Origin of the sequence: Streptomyces sp. NPDC059224 (assembly GCF_042754285.1) — a bacterium.
Taxonomy (GTDB): domain Bacteria; phylum Actinomycetota; class Actinomycetes; order Streptomycetales; family Streptomycetaceae; genus Streptomyces.
This window is the reverse complement of sequence record NZ_JBHZAN010000071.1, coordinates 1-21,588: the sequence shown is the minus strand read 5'-3', so window position 1 is coordinate 21,588 and position 21,588 is coordinate 1. Positions and strand designations below refer to the sequence as shown.

15 protein-coding genes and 1 tRNA gene are annotated in these 21,588 nt (G+C 69.3%); 7 read left to right on the top strand and 9 right to left on the bottom strand.

Going from position 1 to position 21,588, the window contains the following annotated elements; all coding sequences use genetic code 11:
- Positions 1-448 precede the first annotated feature (448 nt).
- A complete protein-coding gene (locus tag ACFXI4_RS43220; protein ID WP_385002835.1) occupies positions 449-4,483 on the top strand; it encodes an AAA family ATPase in 4,035 nt (1,344 codons plus the stop codon).
- A 255-nt stretch (positions 4,484-4,738) separates the two neighbouring features.
- On the opposite strand, the gene ACFXI4_RS43215 is transcribed toward ACFXI4_RS43220, so the two are convergent.
- The 9 genes from ACFXI4_RS43215 to dnaA form a co-directional block, all read right to left on the bottom strand.
- Positions 4,739-4,815 (bottom strand) — tRNA-Ile (locus ACFXI4_RS43215).
- A 111-nt stretch (positions 4,816-4,926) separates the two neighbouring features.
- Positions 4,927-5,700: a DUF3566 domain-containing protein gene (locus tag ACFXI4_RS43210; RefSeq protein ID WP_385002806.1), complete on the bottom strand. Its 774-nt coding sequence runs from the start codon at positions 5,698-5,700 to the stop codon at positions 4,927-4,929.
- Positions 5,701-5,718: 18 nt separating this feature from the next.
- Positions 5,719-8,331, bottom strand: a complete 2,613-nt coding sequence (gene gyrA / locus ACFXI4_RS43205) for a DNA gyrase subunit A (RefSeq protein ID WP_362718704.1) — start codon at positions 8,329-8,331, stop codon at positions 5,719-5,721.
- A gap of 42 nt (positions 8,332-8,373) precedes the next feature.
- Positions 8,374-10,437, bottom strand: coding sequence for a DNA topoisomerase (ATP-hydrolyzing) subunit B (gene gyrB / locus ACFXI4_RS43200; RefSeq protein WP_362718707.1), 2,064 nt, complete (start codon positions 10,435-10,437; stop codon positions 8,374-8,376).
- Between the two features lie 374 nt (positions 10,438-10,811).
- Positions 10,812-11,339, bottom strand: a complete 528-nt coding sequence (locus ACFXI4_RS43195) for a DUF721 domain-containing protein (RefSeq protein WP_385002802.1) — start codon at positions 11,337-11,339, stop codon at positions 10,812-10,814.
- Positions 11,336-12,457, bottom strand: a complete 1,122-nt coding sequence (gene recF / locus ACFXI4_RS43190) for a DNA replication/repair protein RecF (RefSeq protein WP_385002798.1) — start codon at positions 12,455-12,457, stop codon at positions 11,336-11,338. The genes ACFXI4_RS43195 and recF overlap by 4 nt, the downstream gene beginning before the upstream one ends.
- 29 nt (positions 12,458-12,486) lie before the next feature.
- Positions 12,487-13,362, bottom strand: coding sequence for a phosphogluconate dehydrogenase (NAD(+)-dependent, decarboxylating) (gnd, locus tag ACFXI4_RS43185; RefSeq protein WP_362718715.1), 876 nt, complete (start codon positions 13,360-13,362; stop codon positions 12,487-12,489).
- Positions 13,363-13,547: 185 nt separating this feature from the next.
- The gene (gene dnaN / locus ACFXI4_RS43180; RefSeq protein ID WP_351695869.1) at positions 13,548-14,678 is read right to left on the bottom strand and encodes a DNA polymerase III subunit beta; all 1,131 of its coding nucleotides are present in this window, start codon (positions 14,676-14,678) and stop codon (positions 13,548-13,550) included.
- Positions 14,679-15,625: 947 nt separating this feature from the next.
- The gene (gene dnaA / locus ACFXI4_RS43175) at positions 15,626-17,605 is read right to left on the bottom strand and encodes a chromosomal replication initiator protein DnaA (RefSeq protein WP_385002793.1); all 1,980 of its coding nucleotides are present in this window, start codon (positions 17,603-17,605) and stop codon (positions 15,626-15,628) included.
- A 373-nt stretch (positions 17,606-17,978) separates the two neighbouring features.
- Here dnaA and rpmH point away from each other — a divergent pair, with 373 nt between their 5' ends.
- The 6 genes from rpmH (at position 17,979) to rsmG (ending at position 21,529) form a co-directional block, all read left to right on the top strand.
- Entirely contained in the window at positions 17,979-18,116 is a 138-nt protein-coding gene (gene rpmH, locus ACFXI4_RS43170; protein WP_005482975.1) for a 50S ribosomal protein L34, read from the top strand.
- Between the two features lie 21 nt (positions 18,117-18,137).
- Positions 18,138-18,509, top strand: coding sequence for a ribonuclease P protein component (rnpA, locus tag ACFXI4_RS43165; RefSeq protein ID WP_362727684.1), 372 nt, complete (start codon positions 18,138-18,140; stop codon positions 18,507-18,509).
- Positions 18,506-18,871: a membrane protein insertion efficiency factor YidD gene (gene yidD / locus ACFXI4_RS43160; RefSeq protein WP_362727686.1), complete on the top strand. Its 366-nt coding sequence runs from the start codon at positions 18,506-18,508 to the stop codon at positions 18,869-18,871. Before rnpA ends, yidD begins: the two co-directional genes overlap by 4 nt.
- 3 nt (positions 18,872-18,874) lie before the next feature.
- Positions 18,875-20,170 (top strand): membrane protein insertase YidC, encoded by a 1,296-nt coding sequence (gene yidC / locus ACFXI4_RS43155; protein WP_385002789.1) that lies wholly within the window; start codon positions 18,875-18,877, stop codon positions 20,168-20,170.
- Positions 20,171-20,185: 15 nt separating this feature from the next.
- On the top strand, positions 20,186-20,695 hold the full coding sequence (locus ACFXI4_RS43150) for a R3H domain-containing nucleic acid-binding protein (RefSeq protein ID WP_362727690.1): 510 nt from the start codon (positions 20,186-20,188) through the stop codon (positions 20,693-20,695).
- Positions 20,696-20,812: 117 nt separating this feature from the next.
- Positions 20,813-21,529, top strand: a complete 717-nt coding sequence (gene rsmG / locus ACFXI4_RS43145; protein WP_385002785.1) for a 16S rRNA (guanine(527)-N(7))-methyltransferase RsmG — start codon at positions 20,813-20,815, stop codon at positions 21,527-21,529.
- The last annotated feature ends 59 nt before the right edge of the window (positions 21,530-21,588 follow it).

Below are 21,588 nucleotides of genomic sequence, written 5' to 3'. Positions count from 1 at the left end.
ACGACGCGGAGGAAAGGCGGTCGAGGCGGCCCGTGCGGCGGGCTGGATACGGCTCCAGGAGACCCGGACGGGCCGCTCCAGGGGCGGGCGGCGGCGCCCCACGGCGAACGATGCCCCCGTGCCGTTCGGCTCCGGTCCCTCCCCACGTGGGGACCGGTGCCGAACGGCGCGGGTGGTCTCGGGCCCCGCAGGGCCCGCTCAGTCGGAGAGAGCAGCTGCCGTCGTCGCGCCACTCCGGCGGGTAATCGCCGGTGGAACCTGACCGAGAACATGCGGTGTCGTGCACTGTCTCCGCGGACGCTGAGCTGGTCGGCCCGCCGGGCGCCGCCCGACCACCGCCTTGCTGGAGCGAAATCCTGCCAGTCGAGGCGCCCGTCTGAGGAGGCCAGGGCGTCCGACCCAGGGCTTCGCCGCAGGTCAGCCATATAAAGTGGGTTTTCCGGTCCGGATGGCCAGCAGCGGCGGAAGTAAGGGGTGGAGAGCCTTGAGTCCCGACGCAGGGGCACGCACAGCCTTCGCGGAACGTCTCGCGCTGCTGTACAAGGAGGCCGGCAACCCTCCGCTCAAACGCGTCGCCGAAGCGGTCGACCGGCTGCACAGGGTGGACGAGCGGGGCCGGCCCGTACGGGTCTCCGCCCAGCGGATCAGTGACTGGCGACGGGCGAAGAACGTCCCCGCGCAGTTCGTCGCGCTCTCCGCCGTGCTCCAGGTTCTCATCCCCCAGGCCCGGCGCTCCCAGCCGACGCCGGTCTCCTCCGGGCTGTACGACCTGCCCCAGTGGCAGAAGCTGTGGGAGCGGGCCGTGGCCGACCCGGTCGGCGAGCTGCCGGTGCCGCAGGCCGCGGAAGAGACGGAGGCACCCGCGCCGGCCGACGGCGTCTGCCCGTACCGAGGTCTGGCCTCCTACCGCCATGAGGACGCCCGCTGGTTCTTCGGCCGCGAGCGCAGCACCGACGCCCTGGTCGCCCAACTCCGGTCGGCGAGGGAAGCCGGCGGTCTGGTCATGCTGGTCGGCGCCTCGGGCGCGGGGAAATCCTCGCTGCTGAACGCCGGCGTGGTCACCGCCCTGCAGAACGGTGTCCTGGCAGCGGACGAGGACCGCCCGCCCGAGGTCCTGCAACTCGTCCCGGGAACGGACCCCGTCAAGGAACTGTCCCGCCGCATACCCGAGCTGGCCGATCGGACGGACCCGGACGATCCGGAGGCCGTACGGGAGGCGGTCACGTCCTGGGCGCGACGGGAGACCGAGGATGTTTCACGTGAAACATGGCCCCCGGGACCCGAGGCGTCCCGTCCGGTCGTGATCGTGGACCAGTTCGAGGAGACCTTCACTCTCTGCGCCGACGAGGCGGAGCGGCGCGCCTTCGTCCAGCTCCTGCACACGGCCAGTACCTCCGCCCGCCCCGGCGAACCCGCCCCCGCCCTGGTCGTCCTCGGTATCCGCGCCGACTTCTACGAGCAGTGCCTGGGCTACCCCGAGCTGGCCGACGCGCTCCAGCACCGGCACATGGTGCTCGGTCCGCTGACCACAGCCGAGCTGCGCGAAGCGGTGACCGCCCCCGCCAAGGCGGTGGGTCTGGAACTGGAGCCCGGGCTGGCCGAGTTGATCGTCCGCGAGGTGAGCGCCGACGGCCCGCGCGGCGCCCATGACGCCGGTGTCCTCCCGCTGCTCTCGCACGCCTTGCTCGCCACCTGGCAGCGCCGCAAGGGAGGCCGCCTGACGCTGGCCGGCTACCGGGCCGCCGGCGGCATCCAGGGTGCCGTCGCCGCGACCGCCGAGCGCGCCTGGACCGGCCTGGACCCGGCCGCCCGCACCGCCGCCCGGCTGCTCCTGCTGCGGCTGGTCCGACTCGGCGAGGACACCCAGGCGACCCGCAGGCGTGGCACCCGACGCCAGCTGGCCGCCGAGTCCACCGACCCGAACAAGACGGAGGAGTCGCTCGAAGCGCTGGTGCGGGCCCGTCTGGTGACGCTGGACGCGGACACCGTGGAGATCACCCACGAGGCGCTGCTGCACGCCTGGCCCCGGCTGCGCGAGTGGCTCGACGAGGACCGCAACGGCAACCTGCTGCGCCAGCGCCTGGAGGAGGACGGCCGGTACTGGGACGAGTCCGGCCACGACTCCGCGCTGCTGTACCGGGGCTCGCGGCTGGAGCAGGCCCACACCTGGGCGAAGTCGGCCGACGACACCTCCCTGACCCGCAGCGCGGTGCGGTTCCTGGCGGCCTCGGTACGACTCCGGCGGCGCACGGTGTGGATCAGCAGGGCCGCCGTGTCGGCGCTGGTCGTACTGGCGGTGCTGGCCGCGGGCGCCGCGGTGGTCGCCCGGCAGCAGCGGGACGACGCGATGTTCGAGCAGGTGGTCGCGGAGGCCGACCGGTTCCAGTACTCGGACCCGGCGCTCTCCGCCCAGCTGGACCTGGTCGCACACCGTCTGCGCCCGAACGACGAGGACGCCAACAACCGTCTCGTGTCGATCGTCAACGCACCGCTGGCCACCCCGCTGCTCGGCCACACCGGAGCCGTCTACCTCACCACCTTCAGCCCCGACGGCAAGACGCTGGCCACCGCCGCCTACGACCGCACGGTCCGCCTGTGGGACGTGAGCGACCCGACCCGTCCCGAGCCACTGGGCAAGCCGCTGTCCGGCCACACGAGCTGGGTGTCCAGCGCGGTCTTCAGCCCGGACGGCCACACCCTGGCCAGCGCCGGCGACGACGGCACCGTACGTCTGTGGGACGTCACCGACCCGCGCCACCCGGCCTCGCTGGGCGCCCCGTTGAGCCGCCACGACGGCACGATCTACCTGGTGGCCTTCAGTCCCGACGGCCATACCCTGGCCACCGCCGACGAGGACCACACCGTCCGTCTGTGGAACGTGCGCGACCCTCGCCACCCCTCGCCGGCCGGGAGCCTGACCGGCCACACCGAAGCCGTGCGCTCCCTCGCGTTCAGCCCCGACGGCCACACGCTCGCGGCCGGCAGCGACGACAACTCGATCCTCCTGTACGACGTCTCGGACCCCCGGCGTCCCGAGCGCGTCGGATCACCGCTGACCGGGCACACCGGGACCGTGCACTCCGTGGCCTTCAGCCCGGACGGCCACACCCTGGCCAGCGGCAGCAAGGACGACACCGTACGGCTGTGGGACGTCACCGACCGGACCCGCGCCAGGGGCCTCGGCGCACCGCTCACCGGGCACACCGGGCCGGTCTGGTCGGTGGCCTTCAGCCCGGACGGCTCGATGCTCGCCGCGGGCAGCGCGGACTCCACGGCCAGCGTGTGGAACGTCGGCAACCCGGCCTTCCCCTCCCAGGTGGGCGAGCCGCTCGCGGGCAGCAGCGGGGAGATGTACGCGGTCGGCTGGAGCCCCGACGGGCACACCCTTGCCACCGGCAGCGGCGACGGCAAGGTACGGCTGTGGTCGGTCCCCGGGTCGGACATGATCGGCGAGGCGGGCGCGTTCAGCCCGGACGGGCGCGTCCTGGCCACCGGCGGCGGCGACAGCCGGATGCGGCTGTGGAACATCACGGATCCGGGCCGGCCCAGGGCGCTCGGCGAGCCGTTCAGAACCGGGTGGCGGGACCTGCGCTCGATGGTGTTCACCCGCGACGGCCGCACCCTCGTCATCATGACCGGCGAGAACAACACCAACTGGGTGCAGCTGTGGAACATCTCCGACCCGGCCCACCCCAGCCAGTACGGCGCGCCCGTCCGGCTGGACACCCGGTACGCGGGCGCGGAGGCACTGGCGCTGAGCCCGGACGGGCGCACCGTGGCCGCCGACCACGACGACCGCACGGTCCAGCTCCTGGACATCACGGACCCGGCGCACCCCAGGCGGCTCGGTGAACCCCTCAAGGGCCACACCGGCTATGTCAACGCGCTGGTCTTCAGCCCGGACGGCCACACCCTGGCCAGCGGCAGCGCGGACGGCACGGTCCGTCTCTGGGACGTCTCCGACCGGACCCGCGCCAAGGCCCTGGGCGGCCCCCTCACCGGCCATCTGGGCCCCGTCAACACCCTCGCCTACAGTGCCGACGGGTCGACCCTGGCCAGTGGCAGCGACGACGACACGGTCCGCCTGTGGAACGTCTCCGACCCGGCCCGCGCGGCCCGGCTGGGCGCGGCCCTCACGGGTCACACCGAGGCGGTGGTCTCCCTGACGTTCAGCCGGAACGGCAGGACCCTGGCCAGCGGCGGCAACGACAACACGGTCCGCCTCTGGAACGTGTCGTCCGCGTCCTCCGCCCACCCCATCGGCCAGTCCATGAGCCCGAACGCCAAGACGGGCAACTTCCTCTCCTTCAGCCCGAAGAGCAACATGCTGGGCGTCTCCAGCGGCGCCGACACGGTCCGGCTGTGGAGCCTGGACGTCGACCGGGCGGTGAGCCGGATCTGCGCCGTCACCCGCAACGTACTGACCGAGGCGAAATGGCGGGAGTACCTCCCCCGCCTCGCCTACGACCCGCCCTGCGACTGAACCGGTCCGCCACATGACGGCCTTTGAGTGATCCCGATCACAACTGCTCATGACGGCTGAGAAGTTGACTCCCGTCGCACAGGCCGCCTTGTTAGGCTGGCCACAACCCGGTCGCTGGTGCATCCCCCGTCGCCAGCGACCGGGCTTTTGCGTGCCCGCCGACAGACCCGGGAAGGCCCGGCCGCGCGGCCATCGGTCTGGACCGCCCGGATACGCCGAAGGCCCCCGATCCATCCGGATCGGGGGCCGTCGTGCTGGTGGGGCTAACAGGATTTGAACCTGTGGCCTCATCCTTATCAGGGATGCGCTCTAACCAACTGAGCTATAGCCCCGCCGCGCTCTGCGGTGTGTCTCCCGCGCGCTGACTCCTGAAGATTAGCGCACGACCGGGGCAGTCCCAAAATCGGTTGTCGGGGGACCGACGGGAGAGGTTTGAACTCCGGTTACTCGTCCTCGGCCAAGGTCAGCTCGATGCCCCCGACGAAGCCCGCGGAGAGGTTGTAGATGAAGGCGCCGAGGGTCGCCAGCGCCGTCGCGAGGACGACGTCGATGACCGCGATGATCGCCGCGAACATCAGGACGTGCGGAAGGGACAGGAACGACTGGAGGTCGAAGCCGTTCGACTCGTTCGAACCGGTCGCCTCCGAGATGGTGCCGCCGACCGTCGAGAACACGCCCATCGCGTCCAGGACCATCCACAGCACCGCCGACGCCACGATCGAGCAGATGCCCAGCGCGATGGAGAGCAGGAAGCTGACCTTCATCACCGACCACGGATCGGCCTTGGCTACCCGCAGCCGGGCCTTGCGGGTGCGCGGGGCGGTACGCGCCCCGGCACCCGTGCGCGGCCGCCGTACCGCCCCCGAGGGCGCCTGGGCGGCCTGTGCCACCGGGTAGGCCTGCGGCGGGTGATAGGGCCCGGCGGCCTGCTCCGCGCGCCGCTCCCCGGGCAGCGGGGAGGTGTTCGGCTGCTGCCCCGCCGCGGGCTGGGCGCCCGCGGCGGTCTGGCTCCGGGTGTCGCTCACGGTGCCCCCCTGAGTTCCCTGCGCGTCCGTCGCGGACGCCTTGACCGCCTTCAGCTGGGTGGTGTGCGTGTCCATCGGCGGCTGCGCACCACCCTCGGCGGCCCCGCCGGACGCGGCGGAGCCACGGCCGCCGCCGTCCGCGTCCGTACCCGTAGAGGTACCGGCCGATCCGGCGCCCGTGGCTCCGCTCACGATGACTCTCTCCTCGTGCTACTCGGCCGAGGGCGCCTCACCCTCGTCCGTACCGCTGGTCTCGACACCTTCGACGGTCTCGGCGGTCTCCGCGGTTTCGTCGACGGCGTCCTCACCGTCGACTTCCTCCGCCTCGCTGCCGGCCTCGGCGTTACGTGCGATGCCGACCACGGCATCGCGCTTGCCCAGGTTGATCAGTTGGACGCCCATGGTGTCACGGCCCGTCTCCCTGACCCCGCTGACTCGCGTACGAATCACACCGCCGGACAGGGTGATGGCGAGGATCTCGTCGTTCTCCTCGACGATCAGCGCGCCGACGAGCGAACCGCGGTCCTCCACGATCTTGGCGGCCTTGATGCCGAGGCCGCCACGGCCCTGGACGCGGTACTCGTCGACACGGGTCCGCTTCGCGTACCCCCCGTCGGTGGCAGTGAACACGAACGTACCGGGTCGAACAACATTCATCGACAGAAGTTCATCGCTCTCGCGGAAACTCATACCCTTGACACCCGAGGTGGCACGGCCCATGGGACGCAGTGTGTCGTCGGAGGCGGTGAACCTGATCGACTGTGCCTTCTTGCTGATCAGAAGCAGATCGTCGTCCGCCGAGACCAGTTCGGCTCCGATCAGTTCGTCGTCGGAACCGTCCTCGCGCTCCCGCAGGTTGATCGCGATCACACCGCCGGAACGGGGCGAATCGTAATCCTTCAGAGGCGTCTTCTTGACCAGACCGGCCTTGGTGGCCAGCACCAGGTAGGGCGCCGCGTCGTAGTCGCGGATGGCGAGGATCTCGGCGATCGCCTCGTCCGGCTGGAAGGCCAGCAGGTTCGCCACGTGCTGACCACGCGCGTCCCGCCCGGCATCCGGCAGCTCGTACGCCTTCGCCCGGTACACCCGGCCCTTGTTGGTGAAGAACAGCAGCCAGTGGTGCGTGGTGGAGACGAAGAAGTGGTCGACGATGTCGTCCTCCTTCAGCTTCGTCCCCCGCACGCCCTTGCCGCCGCGCTTCTGCGCCCGGTAGTCGACGGTCTTGGTCCGCTTGACGTACCCGCCGCGCGAGACCGTGACGACGATGTCCTCCTCGGCGATCAGGTCCTCGATGGACATGTCACCGTCGTAGGGCACCAGCATGGTCTTGCGGTCGTCGCCGAACTTCTCCACGATCGCGGCCAGCTCGGCGCTGACGATGCCGCGCTGGCGCTCCGGCGAGGCCAGGATCGCGTTGTACTCGGTGATCTTCGCCTGGAGCTCGTCGTGCTCCTGGATGATCTTCTGGCGCTCCAGGGCGGCCAGCCTGCGCAGCTGCATCTCCAGGATGGCGTTGGCCTGGATCTCGTCGATCTCCAGGAGCCCCATCAGGCCCGTACGCGCGACCTCGACCGTCTCACTGGCCCGGATCAGCGCGATGACCTCGTCGATCGCGTCCAGCGCCTTCAGCAGACCGCGCAGGATGTGCGCCCGCTCCTCGGCCTTGCGCAGCCTGAAACGCGTACGGCGGACGATGACCTCGATCTGGTGCGTCACCCAGTGCCGGATGAACGCGTCGAGCGAGAGCGTGCGCGGCACGCCGTCGACCAGCGCCAGCATGTTGGCGCCGAAGTTGGACTGCAGGTCGGTGTGCTTGTACAGGTTGTTCAGCACGACCTTGGCGACCGCGTCCCGCTTCAGCACGATGACCAGCCGCTGACCGGTGCGCGAGGAGGTCTCGTCCCGGACGTCCGCGATGCCGCCGACCTTGCCGTCCTTCACCAGGTCGGCGATCTTCTGCGCGAGGTTGTCGGGATTGGTCTGGTACGGCAGCTCCGTGACCACCAGGCACTGGCGGTTCTGGATCTCCTCGACCTCGACCACCGCGCGCATGGTGATCGAGCCGCGGCCCGTGCGGTAGGCCTCCTCGATGCCCTTGCGGCCGACGACCAGTGCGCCGGTCGGGAAGTCCGGGCCCTTGATCCGCTCGATCAGCGCGTCCAGGAGCTCCTCGTGCGAGGCCTCCGGGTTCTCCAGGTACCACTGGGCGCCGGCCGCGACCTCGCGCAGGTTGTGCGGCGGGATGTTGGTCGCCATGCCCACCGCGATACCGGCGGAACCGTTGATCAGCAGGTTCGGGAAGCGGGCGGGCAGGACGGTCGGCTCCTGGGAGCGGCCGTCGTAGTTGTCCGTGAAGTCGACGGTCTCCTCGTCGATGTCCCGGACCATCTCCATCGACAGCGGCGCGAGCTTGCACTCGGTGTACCGCATGGCGGCCGCCGGGTCGTTGCCCGGCGAGCCGAAGTTGCCGTTGGAGTCGACGAGCGGCATGCGCATCGACCAGGGCTGGGCGAGGCGGACCAGGGCGTCGTAGATCGAACTGTCACCATGGGGGTGGTAGTTGCCCATGACGTCGCCGACCACGCGCGCGCACTTGTAGAAGCCGCGCTCGGGGCGGTAACCGCCGTCGTACATGGCGTACAGCACCCGGCGGTGGACGGGCTTGAGACCGTCCCGGACGTCCGGCAGCGCACGGGACACGATGACGGACATCGCGTAGTCCAGGTACGAACGCTGCATCTCCGTCTCGAGCCCGACGGGCTCGACACGCATCGCGAGTTCGCCGCCCTCTTCAGGGGTGACGGGAGTGTTCTCGTCGGCCATTGCTGGTGAAGATCCTTCCCTGTGCGGTCAGCTGAGACCGACTCAGATGTCGAGGAACCGGACGTCCTTGGCGTTGCGCTGGATGAACGCGCGGCGGGCCTCGACGTCCTCGCCCATCAGGACCGAGAACAGGTCGTCGGCCTGGGCGGCGTCGTCGAGCGTGACCTGGCCGAGGACGCGGTGCTCCTGGTCCATGGTCGTGATGCGCAGCTCCTCGGCGTTCATCTCGCCGAGACCCTTGAAGCGCTGGATCGAGTCCTCACGGACCCGCTTGCCGCGCTGGCGGCCCATCTCCAGGAGCGCGTCGCGCTCACGGTCGGAGTACGCGTACTCGGTGTCGTCCCGGCCCCACTTGATCTTGTACAGCGGCGGGCGGGACAGGTAGACGTGCCCGGCCTCGACCAGCGGCCGCATGAAGCGGAACAGGAAGGTCAGCAGCAGGGTGGAGATGTGCTGACCGTCGACGTCGGCGTCCGCCATCAGGATGATCTTGTGATAGCGGAGCTTCTCGATGTCGAAGTCCTCGTGCACACCCGTGCCGAACGCGGAGATCAGCGCCTGGATCTCCTGGTTCTGCAGGATCTTGTCGATCCGCGCCTTCTCGACGTTGAGGATCTTGCCGCGGATCGGGAGGATCGCCTGGTACTGCGGGTTGCGGCCGGACTTGGCCGAACCGCCGGCGGAGTCACCCTCGACGATGAAGATCTCGCACTTGGTGGGGTCGTTCGACTGGCAGTCCGAGAGCTTGCCCGGCAACGACGCGCTCTCCAGCAGGCCCTTGCGGCGGGTGAGGTCGCGGGCCTTGCGGGCCGCCACGCGCGCGGTGGCCGCCTGGATGCCCTTGCGGATGATGTCCGCCGCCTCGACCGGGTTGCGGTCCAGCCAGTCGTTCAGGTGCTCGTAGACCGCCTTCTGCACGAAGGTCTTGGCCTCCGTGTTACCCAGCTTGGTCTTCGTCTGCCCCTCGAACTGCGGCTCGCTCAGCTTGACCGAGATGATCGCCGTCAGACCCTCACGGATGTCGTCGCCGGTGAGGTTGTCGTCCTTCTCGCGAAGCAGCTTCTTGTCCCGCGCGTACTTGTTGATCAACGAGGTCAGCGCCGCACGGAAGCCCTCCTCGTGGGTGCCGCCCTCGTGCGTGTGGATGATGTTGGCGAACGAGTACACGCCCTCGCTGTAGCCGCTGTTCCACTGCATGGCGACCTCGAGGGACAGGCTCTTGTCCTTGTCCTCGGCCTCCAGGTCGATCACCGTCGGGTGCACCACGTCGCCCTTGCGGGAGTTGAGGTACTTCACGAAGTCGACGATGCCGCCCTCGTAGTGGTAGGTGACGGTCTTGACCTCGGCCTTCTCGTCCGCGCCCGCCTCGTCGGCGCCGGCCACGGCCTTCGCCGACTCGCGCTCGTCGGTGAGCCGGATCGTCAGGCCCTTGTTGAGGAAGGCCATCTCCTGGAAACGCCGCGAGAGCGTCTCGAAGGAGTACTCGGTCGTCTCGAAGATGTCCGGGTCCGCCCAGAACGTGACCGAGGTGCCGGTCTCGCCCGTCTCCTCGTGCTGCACCAGCGGAGCCGTCGGGACGCCCAGCTTGTAGTCCTGCGTCCAGCGGTGACCGTCCGTCCTGATCTCCACGGACACCTTGGACGACAGCGCGTTCACGACGGAGACACCCACACCGTGCAGACCGCCGGAGACGGCGTAACCGCCGCCGCCGAACTTGCCGCCCGCGTGCAGCACGGTCAGCACGACCTCGACGGCCGGCTTGCCCTCGGACGCGACGATGCCGACCGGGATACCGCGGCCGTTGTCGACGACACGCACACCGCCGTCGGCCAGGATCGTCACGTCGATGGTGTCCGCGTGACCGGCCAGCGCCTCGTCGACGGAGTTGTCCACGACCTCGTACACCAGGTGGTGCAGACCGCGCTCACCGGTCGAGCCGATGTACATACCGGGTCGCTTGCGGACCGCGTCCAGCCCTTCGAGCACGGTGATGGCACTCGCGTCGTACGAGGCGGTGACCTCACCGTTCGTGCCAATGTCGGTGGACGGGATGTTCTCGTTGGGGTTGCCGGAATCGGCCACGAAGCGCCCTTTCTGGCACAGCACGAGCCAGGCTCGTCGGCGGGTTGCCGGAGCGGCTGCGGCATGTTGCGTTGGTAAGCCTTGATCAGCGTTGCTCAGCTTTTCCCGAGCGGTCCCCACGTTCGGGGCGGGATTGCCTCCCAGTCTACCGGTAGCGCCGACAGTGATGGGGGTTTGCCGGTACCTGAGTCCGCATGTGCCGCCCTGAACCGGCCTCCACCGACTCCCGATATACGGATGGGGGCTCCAAGAGGCTCACGGAGGCACTCAGCGCTTCCGGCTGTCAACCCTTGGCTACTCCGGGGTCAGGTCGCGATTCGCAACCGCGTGCGGTTGTACGCCGACCAGCCGAGGGGGCCGCGCAAGGGCTCCACACTCGGCTCAGCACGTGACGCAAGTCACCCGTAGGTATCGCCGGGACCGGTGCTTCCGGGGGCGCGCAACGGGCCGTAGCGCCGGGGCGGACCACCGGGATTCAGCACCTTGATCACCCGTACCGACCCGTGCCCCAGGTCCTCGTTCAGCCGTGCGACCAGCGCCGGCGCGAGATGACGCAACTGTGTCGCCCACGCCGTGGAGTCGCACTGCACGACCAGTACCCGCTCGTCCTCGTCGTAGCGCTCGGGCACACAGTGCTTGGCGAGGTTCTCGCCGACGATCTCCGGCCAGCGGCCCATGACCCCGCCGACCGCCGCCGGCGTCTCCCAGCCACGCTCGGAGATCAGCCGGTTGATCGCCGAGCCCAGCGCCATGGGGTCACGGCCGTCGGCATGCGCCCCGGAGCGCAGACCACCACGCCGCGCCTGCTTCCTCTGCTGCGCCGCGTCGCCACGCGCGCGCGCCGCCTCCTTCGCCGCCCTGAGCGCCACCCGCGCCAGGTCGACACCGGAGGGCTCCTTCCCGGGGACAGGCCCGTCGCCGCTCACGCCCGCTCCACCGCCCCGTCCGCCACCACGTACCGCACCCCGGTCAGAAGGTGCGGCACGTCGTCGTCCACAGCCGCGGTGACCAGCACCTGCTCCCCGGGCGCGACCAGCTCCGCCAGCCGCTCCCGCCGCCGCGCGTCCAACTCGGCGAACACGTCGTCCAGCACCAGCACCGGCTCGTTGCCCTCGGCACGCAGCAGGTCGTACGACGCCAGCCGCAACGCCAGCGCGTACGACCAGGACTCGCCGTGCGAGGCATACCCCTTGGCCGGCAGCTGCCCCAGCTTGAGGACCAGGTCGTCGCGGTGCGGGCCCGCCAGCGTCACACCCCGCTCGATCTCCTGCTTGCGCACGTCCGCGAGCGCCGCCATCAGCTGGACGTACAGATCATCACGGGTGTGGGCCTCACCCGGCGCCGACGGCTTGTACTCCAGCGCCACCGGACCGCCGCCCGGCGCCAGCTGCTCGTACGCCTTGTCGGCGAGCGGCTGGATCGCGGCCACCAGGTCGAGCCGCTGAGCGAGCAGCTCGGCCCCCACCCGCGCCAGATGCTGGTCCCACACGTCCAGCGTGGACAGATCCATCGAGCGGCCACCGTGCCGCCGGGCGAGGGCCGCACTCTTCAACAGGGTGTTCCGCTGCTTGAGGACCCGCTCGTAGTCCGACCGCACACCGGCCATCCGCGGCGACCGCGCGGTGATCAGCTCGTCCAGGAAACGCCGCCGCTCACCCGGGTCGCCCTTCACCAGCGCGAGATCCTCCGGCGCGAACAGCACAGTCCGTACGATCCCCAGCACGTCCCGCGGCCTGACCTGCGAGGACCTGTTGATACGCGCGCGGTTGGCCTTGCCCGGGTTGAGCTCGAGCTCGACCAGCTGCTGCCGGTCGCCCTGCCGCACCTGTGCGCGGATGACCGCCCGGTCCGCGCCCATCCGCACCAGCGGCGCGTCGGAGGCGACCCGGTGGCTGCCGAGGGTGGCGAGATAGCCCACGGCCTCGACGAGGTTGGTCTTGCCCTGGCCGTTCGGGCCGACGAAGGCGGTGACGCCCGGGTCGAGCGAAACCTCGGCCCGGGCGTAGGAACGGAAGTCGGCCAGCGACAGATGCGTGACGTGCATGGGTGTTCCGCCGACCTCCCCGTGACCTGCTACTTCGTTTCCACGGCATGACCGCCGAACTGGTTGCGCAGCGCGGCGATCATCTTCATCTGCGGCGAGTCCTCCTGACGCGAGGCGAACCGCGCGAACAGCGAGGCGGTGATCGCGGGCAGCGGCACCGCGTTGTCTATCGCGGCCTCCACAGTCCACCGGCCCTCGCCGGAGTCCTGTGCATAACCCTTCAGCTGATCCAGGTGCTCGTCCCCGTCGAGGGCGTTCACCGCCAGGTCCAGCAGCCAGGAACGGATGACCGTGCCCTCCTGCCAGGAGCGGAAGACCTCACGGACGTCCGTGACGGAGTCGACCTTCTCCAGCAGCTCCCAGCCTTCAGCGTAGGCCTGCATCATCGCGTACTCGATGCCGTTGTGGACCATCTTCGCGAAGTGGCCCGCGCCGACCTTGCCGGCGTGCACCGCGCCGAAGTCACCCTCGGGCTTCAGCGCGTCGAAGACCGGCCGGACCGTCTCGACGTGCTCGGCGTCGCCGCCGTACATCAGCGCGTAGCCGTTCTCCAGGCCCCAGACACCGCCGGAGACCCCGCAGTCGACGAAGCCGATGCCCTTGGCCGCCAGCTCCTCGGCGTGCCTCTCGTCGTCCGTCCATCGGGAGTTCCCGCCGTCGACGACCACGTCACCTGGCTCCAGCAGCTCGGCCAGCTCGTCGATCGTGGACTGGGTCGGCGCCCCGGCCGGGACCATCACCCACACCACACGCGGCCCGCTGAGCTTGCCCACAAGCTCTTCCAGGCTGTGGACATCGGCGAGGTCCGGGTTGCGGTCGTATCCGACGACGGTGTGGCCCGCGCGGCGGATCCGCTCGCGCATGTTGCCGCCCATCTTGCCGAGGCCGACGAGACCGAGCTCCATCAGTTGGTTCCTTAGGTTGCGGTGTGGCAGGAGAGGCACTTGCGTGCCGTGCCCGAGCCTAATCGCGACCCCTTGCGCACAGTTGTGGGCACTGCCGCTCACCTGGGGAAACCCACCCGCGCACAGCGCCGCCCACCCACAGGGGAGCGGCGGCACCGTGCACAGCTGTGGACAACGGCGGCCGCTCAGCCGCTGAGTCGCACCGGCATGATCAGGTACTTGTAGGCCTCGTCCGCCTCCGCGTCGAGCGCCGGCTTCCCGCTCAGCAGCGCGGGCTTCGTGGACGTCGTGAACGACAGCTGGGCCACCGGCGAGTCGATCGCGCTCAGGCCGTCCAGCAGGAAGGTCGGGTTGAAGGCGATCGAGACGTCATCGCCCTCCAACTGCGCGTCGACCCTCTCCACAGCCTGTGCGTCGTCGCTGGAACCGGCCTCCAGGATCAGCACGCCCTGCTCGAAGCTGAGCCGCACCGGGGTGTTCCGCTCGGCGACCAGGGCGACACGCTTGACGGCCTCCACGAAGGGAGCGGTCTCGATCACCGCGACGGAGTTGAACTCGGTCGGGAACAGCGAGCGGTACTTCGGCAGGTCGCCTTCGAGCAGACGCGTGGTCGTCCGCCGGCCCGCGCCCTCGAAACCGATGAGCCCCTCGCCGGCGCCCGAGCCGGACAGCGCCAGGATCACGCTGTCGCCGCTCGTGAGGGCCTTGGCGGTGTCCAGGAGCGTCTTGGCGGGCACCAGGGCCACCGCGGACGCCTCGGGGTTCTCCGGCTTCCACAGGAACTCGCGGACCGCGAAGCGGTAGCGGTCGGTGGACGCCAGGGTGACCGTGTCGCCCTCGATCTCGATGCGCACACCGGTCAGCACCGGCAGGGTGTCGTCACGCCCGGCGGCGATGGCCACCTGGGAGACGGCGGAGGCGAAGACCTCACCGGGGACCGTGCCCGTCGCGTTGGGCATCTGCGGCAGGGACGGGTACTCCTCCACCGGCAGCGTGTGCAGCGTGAACCGGGACGATCCACAGACCACGGTCGCCCGTACACCGTCTGTGGAAATCTCCACCGGCCGGTTGGGCAGGGCACGGCAGATGTCGGCGAGCAGCCGGCCGGAGACCAGGACCGTGCCCTCCTCCTCGACCTCGGTCTCGACGCTGACCCTCGCGGAGACCTCGTAGTCGAAGCTGGACAGGCTCAGCTGGCCGTCCTCGGCCTTCAGCAGCAGGCCTGCGAGGACCGGCGCCGGCGGACGGGCCGGGAGGCTGCGTGCCGCCCAGGCCACTGCCTCCGCGAGTACGTCGCGTTCCACCCGGATCTTCACCGTAAGCCCGCCTCCTGCTGTTGCCGGGGCTTCTCGCCCTGCTGCGTCTTCGTCGTCTGAGTCGGTGTCGTCGGTCCCTGGGAGGGGAAGAACACCGGGGACCAGTCTGACGCACCGCACTGACAGCTGGTGCCTCTCGGGGTCAAGTCGTGACGAGGCGCGGTCAGAGGCCGAAGAGCGAGTTGTGCACAGGGCCCTCTTCGAAACGGATTCCCAGCTCTCTCTAGTTGGCAGTAGTAGTAGGGGCTGTGGATACCGTGGATAACCCCGTTTTCCCAGCTCAGGGGCCAGATTTTGTCCACTGCCCCTGTGGGTTGAGCCGGTGGACAACTCGGTGTCTCTGTGGAGAACAGAAAGTTCTGCACACACCGTGCACAGCCTGAGGGGAGTTCTCCCCAACGCCGTCCCCAGCTTTACCCACCTTTCCCACAGCCCAACCTGGCAGCTTCGTGTGACGCCTTTCACTCGACACGGTGAGCGGGCGCGTCAGGTTGCCGAACAGTGGACAGCCATGTGGAGAAGCTGGGGATCGCTGGGGACAACCGCCCCTCAGCCTGTGGGGCAGCGGTGGACAACTTCGTGCACAGCCTGTGGATCACTTCCTCGTCCACAGTCTGTGGAGATCCGTCGTCCACGAATCCACAACCCTCTGAGCTGGCCTGATGCCTTTTCACCCGCCCACCTGTGGATGACGTTCGGGACAACTTCGCAGTCCCCAGGGTGTGGACGCAAGAAAGTCGGCAAATCTGTGGAGGACGCCCGTAACCGGGCTGGTAATCGAACAGCGGGACTCGCCGCCGCGTCCCTCCGGGGGCGCGGGAGACTCCGCGATCGGCCCCCGCCGCCCCGTGCGGGACCCCTTCCGCAACCACTCCGGGACGCCAGAAGGCGCCCCCGGGATCTCTCCCGAGGGCGCCCTGGACGCCGTGGAACCGCCGGCTGCGCCGCTATCCGTTCTTGATGCGGTTCGTCAGCTCCGTCACCTGGTTGTAGATCGACCGCCGCTCCGCCATCAGCGCCCGGATCTTCCGGTCGGCGTGCATCACGGTCGTGTGGTCCCGGTTCCCGAACTGCGCCCCGATCTTCGGCAGTGACAGGTCCGTGAGCTCACGGCAGAGGTACATGGCGATCTGCCGGGCCGTGACCAGCTGCCGGCCGCGCGAGCTGCCGCACAGGTCGTCGACCGTGAGGCCGAAGTAGTCCGCCGTCGCCGCCATGATCGCCGTCGCGCTGATCTCCGGCGTCGAGTCCTGGCCTCCGGGGATCAGGTCCTTCAGCACGATCTCGGTCAGGCCGAGGTCGACGGGCTGCCGGTTGAGCGACGCGAACGCGGTCACCCTGATCAGCGCGCCCTCCAGCTCGCGGATGTTGCGCGAGATGCGGGAGGCGATGAACTCCAGCACCTCCGGAGGCGCGTTGAGCTGTTCCTGCACCGCCTTCTTGCGGAGGATCGCGATGCGCGTCTCCAGCTCCGGCGGCTGGACGTCGGTGATCAGACCCCACTCGAAACGGTTCCGCAGCCGGTCCTCGAGGGTGACCAGCTGCTTGGGCGGCCGGTCGCTGGAGAGCACGATCTGCTTGTTCGCGTTGTGGAGCGTGTTGAAGGTGTGGAAGAACTCCTCCTGCGTCGACTCCTTGTCCGCGAGGAACTGGATGTCGTCGACGAGCAGGATGTCCATCTCGCGGTAGCGCTTGCGGAAGCTGTCGCCCTTGCCGTCGCGGATGGAGTTGATGAACTCGTTGGTGAACTCCTCCGAGCTCACGTAGCGCACCCGGGTGCCCGGGTAGAGGCTCCGCGCGTAGTGCCCGATCGCGTGCAGCAGGTGCGTCTTGCCGAGCCCCGACTCCCCGTAGATGAAGAGGGGGTTGTAGGCCTTCGCGGGCGCTTCGGCGACGGCGACCGCGGCCGCGTGCGCGAAGCGGTTGGACGCGCCGATGACGAACGTGTCGAAGAGGTATTTGGGGTTGAGGCGGGCGGTGGGTTCGCCGGGTCCCGGCGCCGGCGCGGGCTTGGCGCCCACTGGTCCGGGCGCGTTCGGACCACCGGTGGCGGCCGGCAGGTCCGGGCGTCCCGGTCCGCTCCGGCGGCCCTGTCCCGGCCCGCCCGGGGGCTCGGACCGCTCGCGGCGGCCGGCGTCCCGCTGGTCGTAGTCGCCACGGTCGTAGTCGGGCCGTTCGTAGTCGGACCGTTCGTAGTCGGACCGTTCGTAGTCCGGACGGTCGTACTCGGGGCGCTGCGGTTCGTACTCCGTGCGCTGCTGCTCGTAGGACGGCCGGTCCATCGGCTGCTGGGGCCGGTACTCCTGGGAGTAGGAGTCGCCGTAACCGTCCGAGCGGTAGGTGTCCTGCGGCGGCGAGGCGTACGGGTCGCGCTCGGGGAAGCCGAGCCGGGGCTGCTGCCAGCCGTACTCCTCCTGCCCCGGGCGCGGCCAGGCGCCGGGTTCGGGGCGCTGGTACTCGGAAGGGTAGGCCGGGCGGGCGGTGGGGAGCTGGTCGGCGCGCGGGGACGGCAGCTGGTCGCGGCCGCCCTGCTCGGGCGGGTGGTCGGCGCGGTGCCTGCCGTATCCGCCTTCGTACTGCGGTGAGGGGAGCTCGGGCTCCTCGTAGCGCTGGGGCTGAACGGGGGGTGCCGGCGGGGTCGGGGGTTCGCCCGCGGACTCGTCCACGGTGATCGCGATCCGGATCGGGCGCCCGCACTCGCGGCTCAGGGTCTCGCTGACGACGGGTGCGAGACGGCCCTCAAGGACGTTCTTGGCGAATTCGTTCGGTACGGCGAGCAGGGCGGTGTCCGCGACCAGCGCGAGGGGCTGGCAGCGCCGGATCCAGTGCTCGTCCTTGCCTTCCACACCCTGACCGCGGCCCTCACCGAGGAGCTGCTCCAGTACTCGTGGCCACACTGCGGCAAGATCGGCAGGTACGTCAGCCACAGGGCACGCTCTCTCACAGGTCCCACGAACGTGTGGTTCGAGGACGGGTCGGGATGAATATCGGGTCGGGCGGGGATAAAGGAACGAATCGGAGTTCAGCCACGGTAGTCAGCGTGGCGGGTGCGGTTCAAGTTGTTGTCCCCAGCCTGTGGATAGTGTCTCTCGGTCACTGCTGGTTTGACCGAATGGCGTAGCCCCGCGTACCGTAACCAGGTCGAGTTGTCGATGGCTGCTGCCGCCTGCCTCCGATGGGCACAGATCGCTGAAGGTGATCGGGAAGCGGTGCACTCGGGCGTGATGCGAGCTACTCGTGGGCGCACGGTGACAGCCAGGACGGCACCCGCCACACCGATTTGATTTCTGGAGCCCCCGAGTGAGCAAGCGCACCTTCCAGCCGAACAACCGTCGTCGCGCCAAGACCCACGGCTTCCGCCTGCGGATGCGCACCCGTGCCGGTCGCGCGATTCTGGCGAACCGCCGCAGCAAGGGTCGCGCCAGCCTGTCCGCCTGATCCTGATCAGGTCATGACGTCGTGCTGCCTACCGAGCATCGGCTGAGGCGGCGCGAGGACTTCGCGACCGCGGTACGACGGGGTCGTCGGGCCGGCCGCCCGTCCCTCGTCGTCCATCTTCGTAGCGGTGCCACGGACCCGCACGCGCCTGGGGAGAGCGCTCCCTCGACGCGTGCGGGTTTCGTCGTGAGCAAAGCAGTGGGTGGCGCGGTCGTGCGCAACAAGGTCAAGCGCAGACTGCGTCACCTGATGCGTGACCGAGTCGCCCTGTTCCCCCCCGGTAGCCTGGTAGTCGTACGAGCGCTGCCCGGAGCGGGCGACGCCGACCATGGACAGCTGGCCCGAGACCTGGATGCCGCCATCGAGCGGCTACTGGGAGGGGGCGCGCGATGAAGTACCCACTGCTGGCTCTGATCAAGCTGTACCAGTGGACGATCAGTCCGCTGCTGGGGCCGGTGTGCAAGTACTACCCGTCGTGCTCCCACTACGGCTACACGGCCATTGACCGGCACGGTGCGATCAAGGGGACGGCACTCACTGCCTGGCGCATCCTGCGGTGCAATCCGTGGTCGCTCGGTGGTGTGGATCATGTTCCTCCGCGTAAGCGACCGCGGTGGCACGAAATGCTGCGTGACGCCTGGCGTGCACGCAAGGGCGGGCCCTCCGCCGCCGAACCGGCCACCGAGGAGAAGCTTGCTCCCGAGCTTCCTTCGAGCCCGGCCGCAGAGACCTCGCCCCATGCCCAAGGAGCATGATTAGTGGACACGATTGCCAGCCTCTTCAGCTTCATCACAACACCCGTTTCCTGGGTCATCGTCCAGTTCCACTCGGTGTACGGCGCGATCTTCGGCCCTGACACCGGGTGGGCCTGGGGCCTGTCGATCGTGTCCCTGGTGGTCCTGATCCGCATCTGCCTGATCCCGCTCTTCGTGAAGCAGATCAAGGCCACCCGGGCCATGCAGACGCTGCAGCCCGAGATGAAGAAGATCCAGGAGCGCTACAAGAACGACAAGCAGCGCCAGTCCGAAGAGATGATGAAGCTGTACAAGGAGTCGGGTACGAACCCGCTCTCCTCGTGCCTTCCCATCCTCGCGCAGTCGCCGTTCTTCTTCGCGCTGTACCACGTGCTCAACGGCATCGCGTCGGGCACGACCATCGGCGTGATCAACCAGGGCCTGCTGGAGAGCGCGCAGAAGGCGCACATCTTCGGTGCTCCCCTCGCTGCCAAGTTCTTCAGCAGTGAATCCCAGCTGGCCTCGCTCAACGCCTCGCAGACGCACGTCCGGATCGTGACCGCCGTCATGATCGTGCTGATGTCGGCGTCGCAGTTCTACACGCAGCGTCAGCTGATGACGAAGAACGTCGACACCACGGTGAAGACGCCGTTCATGCAGCAGCAGAAGATGCTGATGTACGTCTTCCCGGTCATGTTCGCCGTCTTCGGTGTGAACTTCCCGGTCGGTGTCCTCGTCTACTGGCTCACCACCAACGTGTGGACCATGGGTCAGCAGATGTACGTCATCCGCAACAATCCGACCCCGGGTTCCAAGGCCCAGGCCGCCTACCTGGAGCGTCTGACCAAGCACGTCACGCACCACGGCAAGGCCCGCAAGCGCAGCGAGCGCACGATCATCAAGGCGATCGTCGCCAAGGGCCGGGACCGTAACGAGTTCGAGCGCAAGTTCATCAACGGGCTGACCAAGGCGGGCCTCGTGGCCCAGGCCGACGGCGCCGTGGTGAAGGGTGAGGCTCAGGCCGCGCAGACCGAGGACGGCGTCGCGGCCACCGGTGCCGCCAAGCGCCAACAGCCCAAGCGCCAGACGAAGGCCCAGCGTCAGTCCGGCAGTGCGAAGGCGGCCGACGAGCCGTCGGCCGCCGCCGAGAAGGAGGACTCCTCCGAGCCGACGACCTCGCTGGAGAAGTCCGACGAGCCGCAGGACGCCAAGCCGGCCGCCCAGCAGCCCTCGAAGGGCGGTTCCAACGGCCGCAGCAGGGCCCAGTCCGGTCAGCGCAAGGGCGGTCCGCAGCGCCCCAAGTCCCCGTCCAAGAAGTAAGAAGGAGCCCATCCCGTGACGGAAGGCACCACCTCCGCTGCCGAGGGTGCAGACACCCTGACCCGCCTCGAGCAGGAGGGCGAGATCGCGGCGGACTACCTCGAGGGTCTGCTGGACATCGCCGACCTCGACGGCGACATCGACATGGATGTCGAGGCCGACCGCGCCTCCGTGTCGATCATCAGCGACGCGGCCGGTCGCGACCTGCAGAAGCTGGTCGGCCGTGACGGCGAGGTGCTGGAGGCACTCCAGGAGCTGACGCGCCTGGCCGTGCACCGGGAGACCGGTGATCGGAGCCGGCTGATGCTCGACATCGCGGGTTACCGCGCCAAGAAGCGTGCCGAGCTCTCCGAGCTGGGTGCCAAGGCCGCGGCCGAGGTGAAGAGCACGGGCGAGCCCGTGAAGCTCAAGCCGATGAGCCCGTTCGAGCGCAAGGTCGTCCACGACGCGGTCAAGTCCGCCGGACTGCGCAGCGAGTCGGAGGGCGAGGAGCCGCAGCGGTTCGTCGTCGTGCTGCCCGCCTGACCGGTCGCACCGTTTCACCGGCCCCGTCTGTTGAGCAGACGGGGCCGATCTTTGTCAGCCTGGTAGTTCTGGTGGCCGGTGCGCGGAGCGCCGGCGCTGTACGGAAGGACGGTCCCCGTGACGGAGGCTGCGGAGCTCCCCCCGGCGCCTGAGCAGGCGCGGGAAGTGTTCGGCGAGCGCTTCGCCGATGCGGTCCGCTATGCGGAGCTGCTCGCCGAGGCCGGCGTCCAGCGTGGTCTGATCGGCCCACGGGAGGTGCCGCGCCTGTGGGAGCGGCACCTGCTGAACTGCGCGGTGCTCTCCGAGGCGGTCCCCGAGGGGGTGACGGTGTGCGATGTCGGCTCCGGTGCCGGCCTGCCGGGCATTCCGCTGGCGCTGGTCAGGGAGGACCTCAACATCACGCTGCTGGAACCGCTGCTGCGGCGTACCAACTTCCTGACCGAGGTGGTGGAACTCCTCGGTCTGAATCATGTGACCGTGGTGCGTGGTCGCGCCGAGGAGGTCATGGGCAAGCTGGCCCCGGTGCATGTGGTGACGGCGCGTGCCGTGGCTCCGCTGGACCGTCTGGCCACGTGGGGCGTGCCGCTGCTGCGTCCCTATGGCGAGATGCTCGCCCTCAAGGGTGACACGGCGGAGGAGGAGCTGAAGGCGGCGGCCACCGCCCTGACGAAGCTCGGTGCGGTGTCCACGTCCATCCTGCATGTGGGGGAAGGCGTGGTGGACCCGCTGTCCACGGTCGTGCGGGTGGAAGTCGGGGAGAGTCCGGGCGGTGTGCGCTTCGCGGCGAAGCGGGCGAAGGCGGCGCGGACCGGGCGGGTACGGCGGCGACGCTGACCCGAGGAGCCGCGAACGGCGCAGAGGCGCTCTCCCTCAAAAGGGGTAAGCCCATGAGC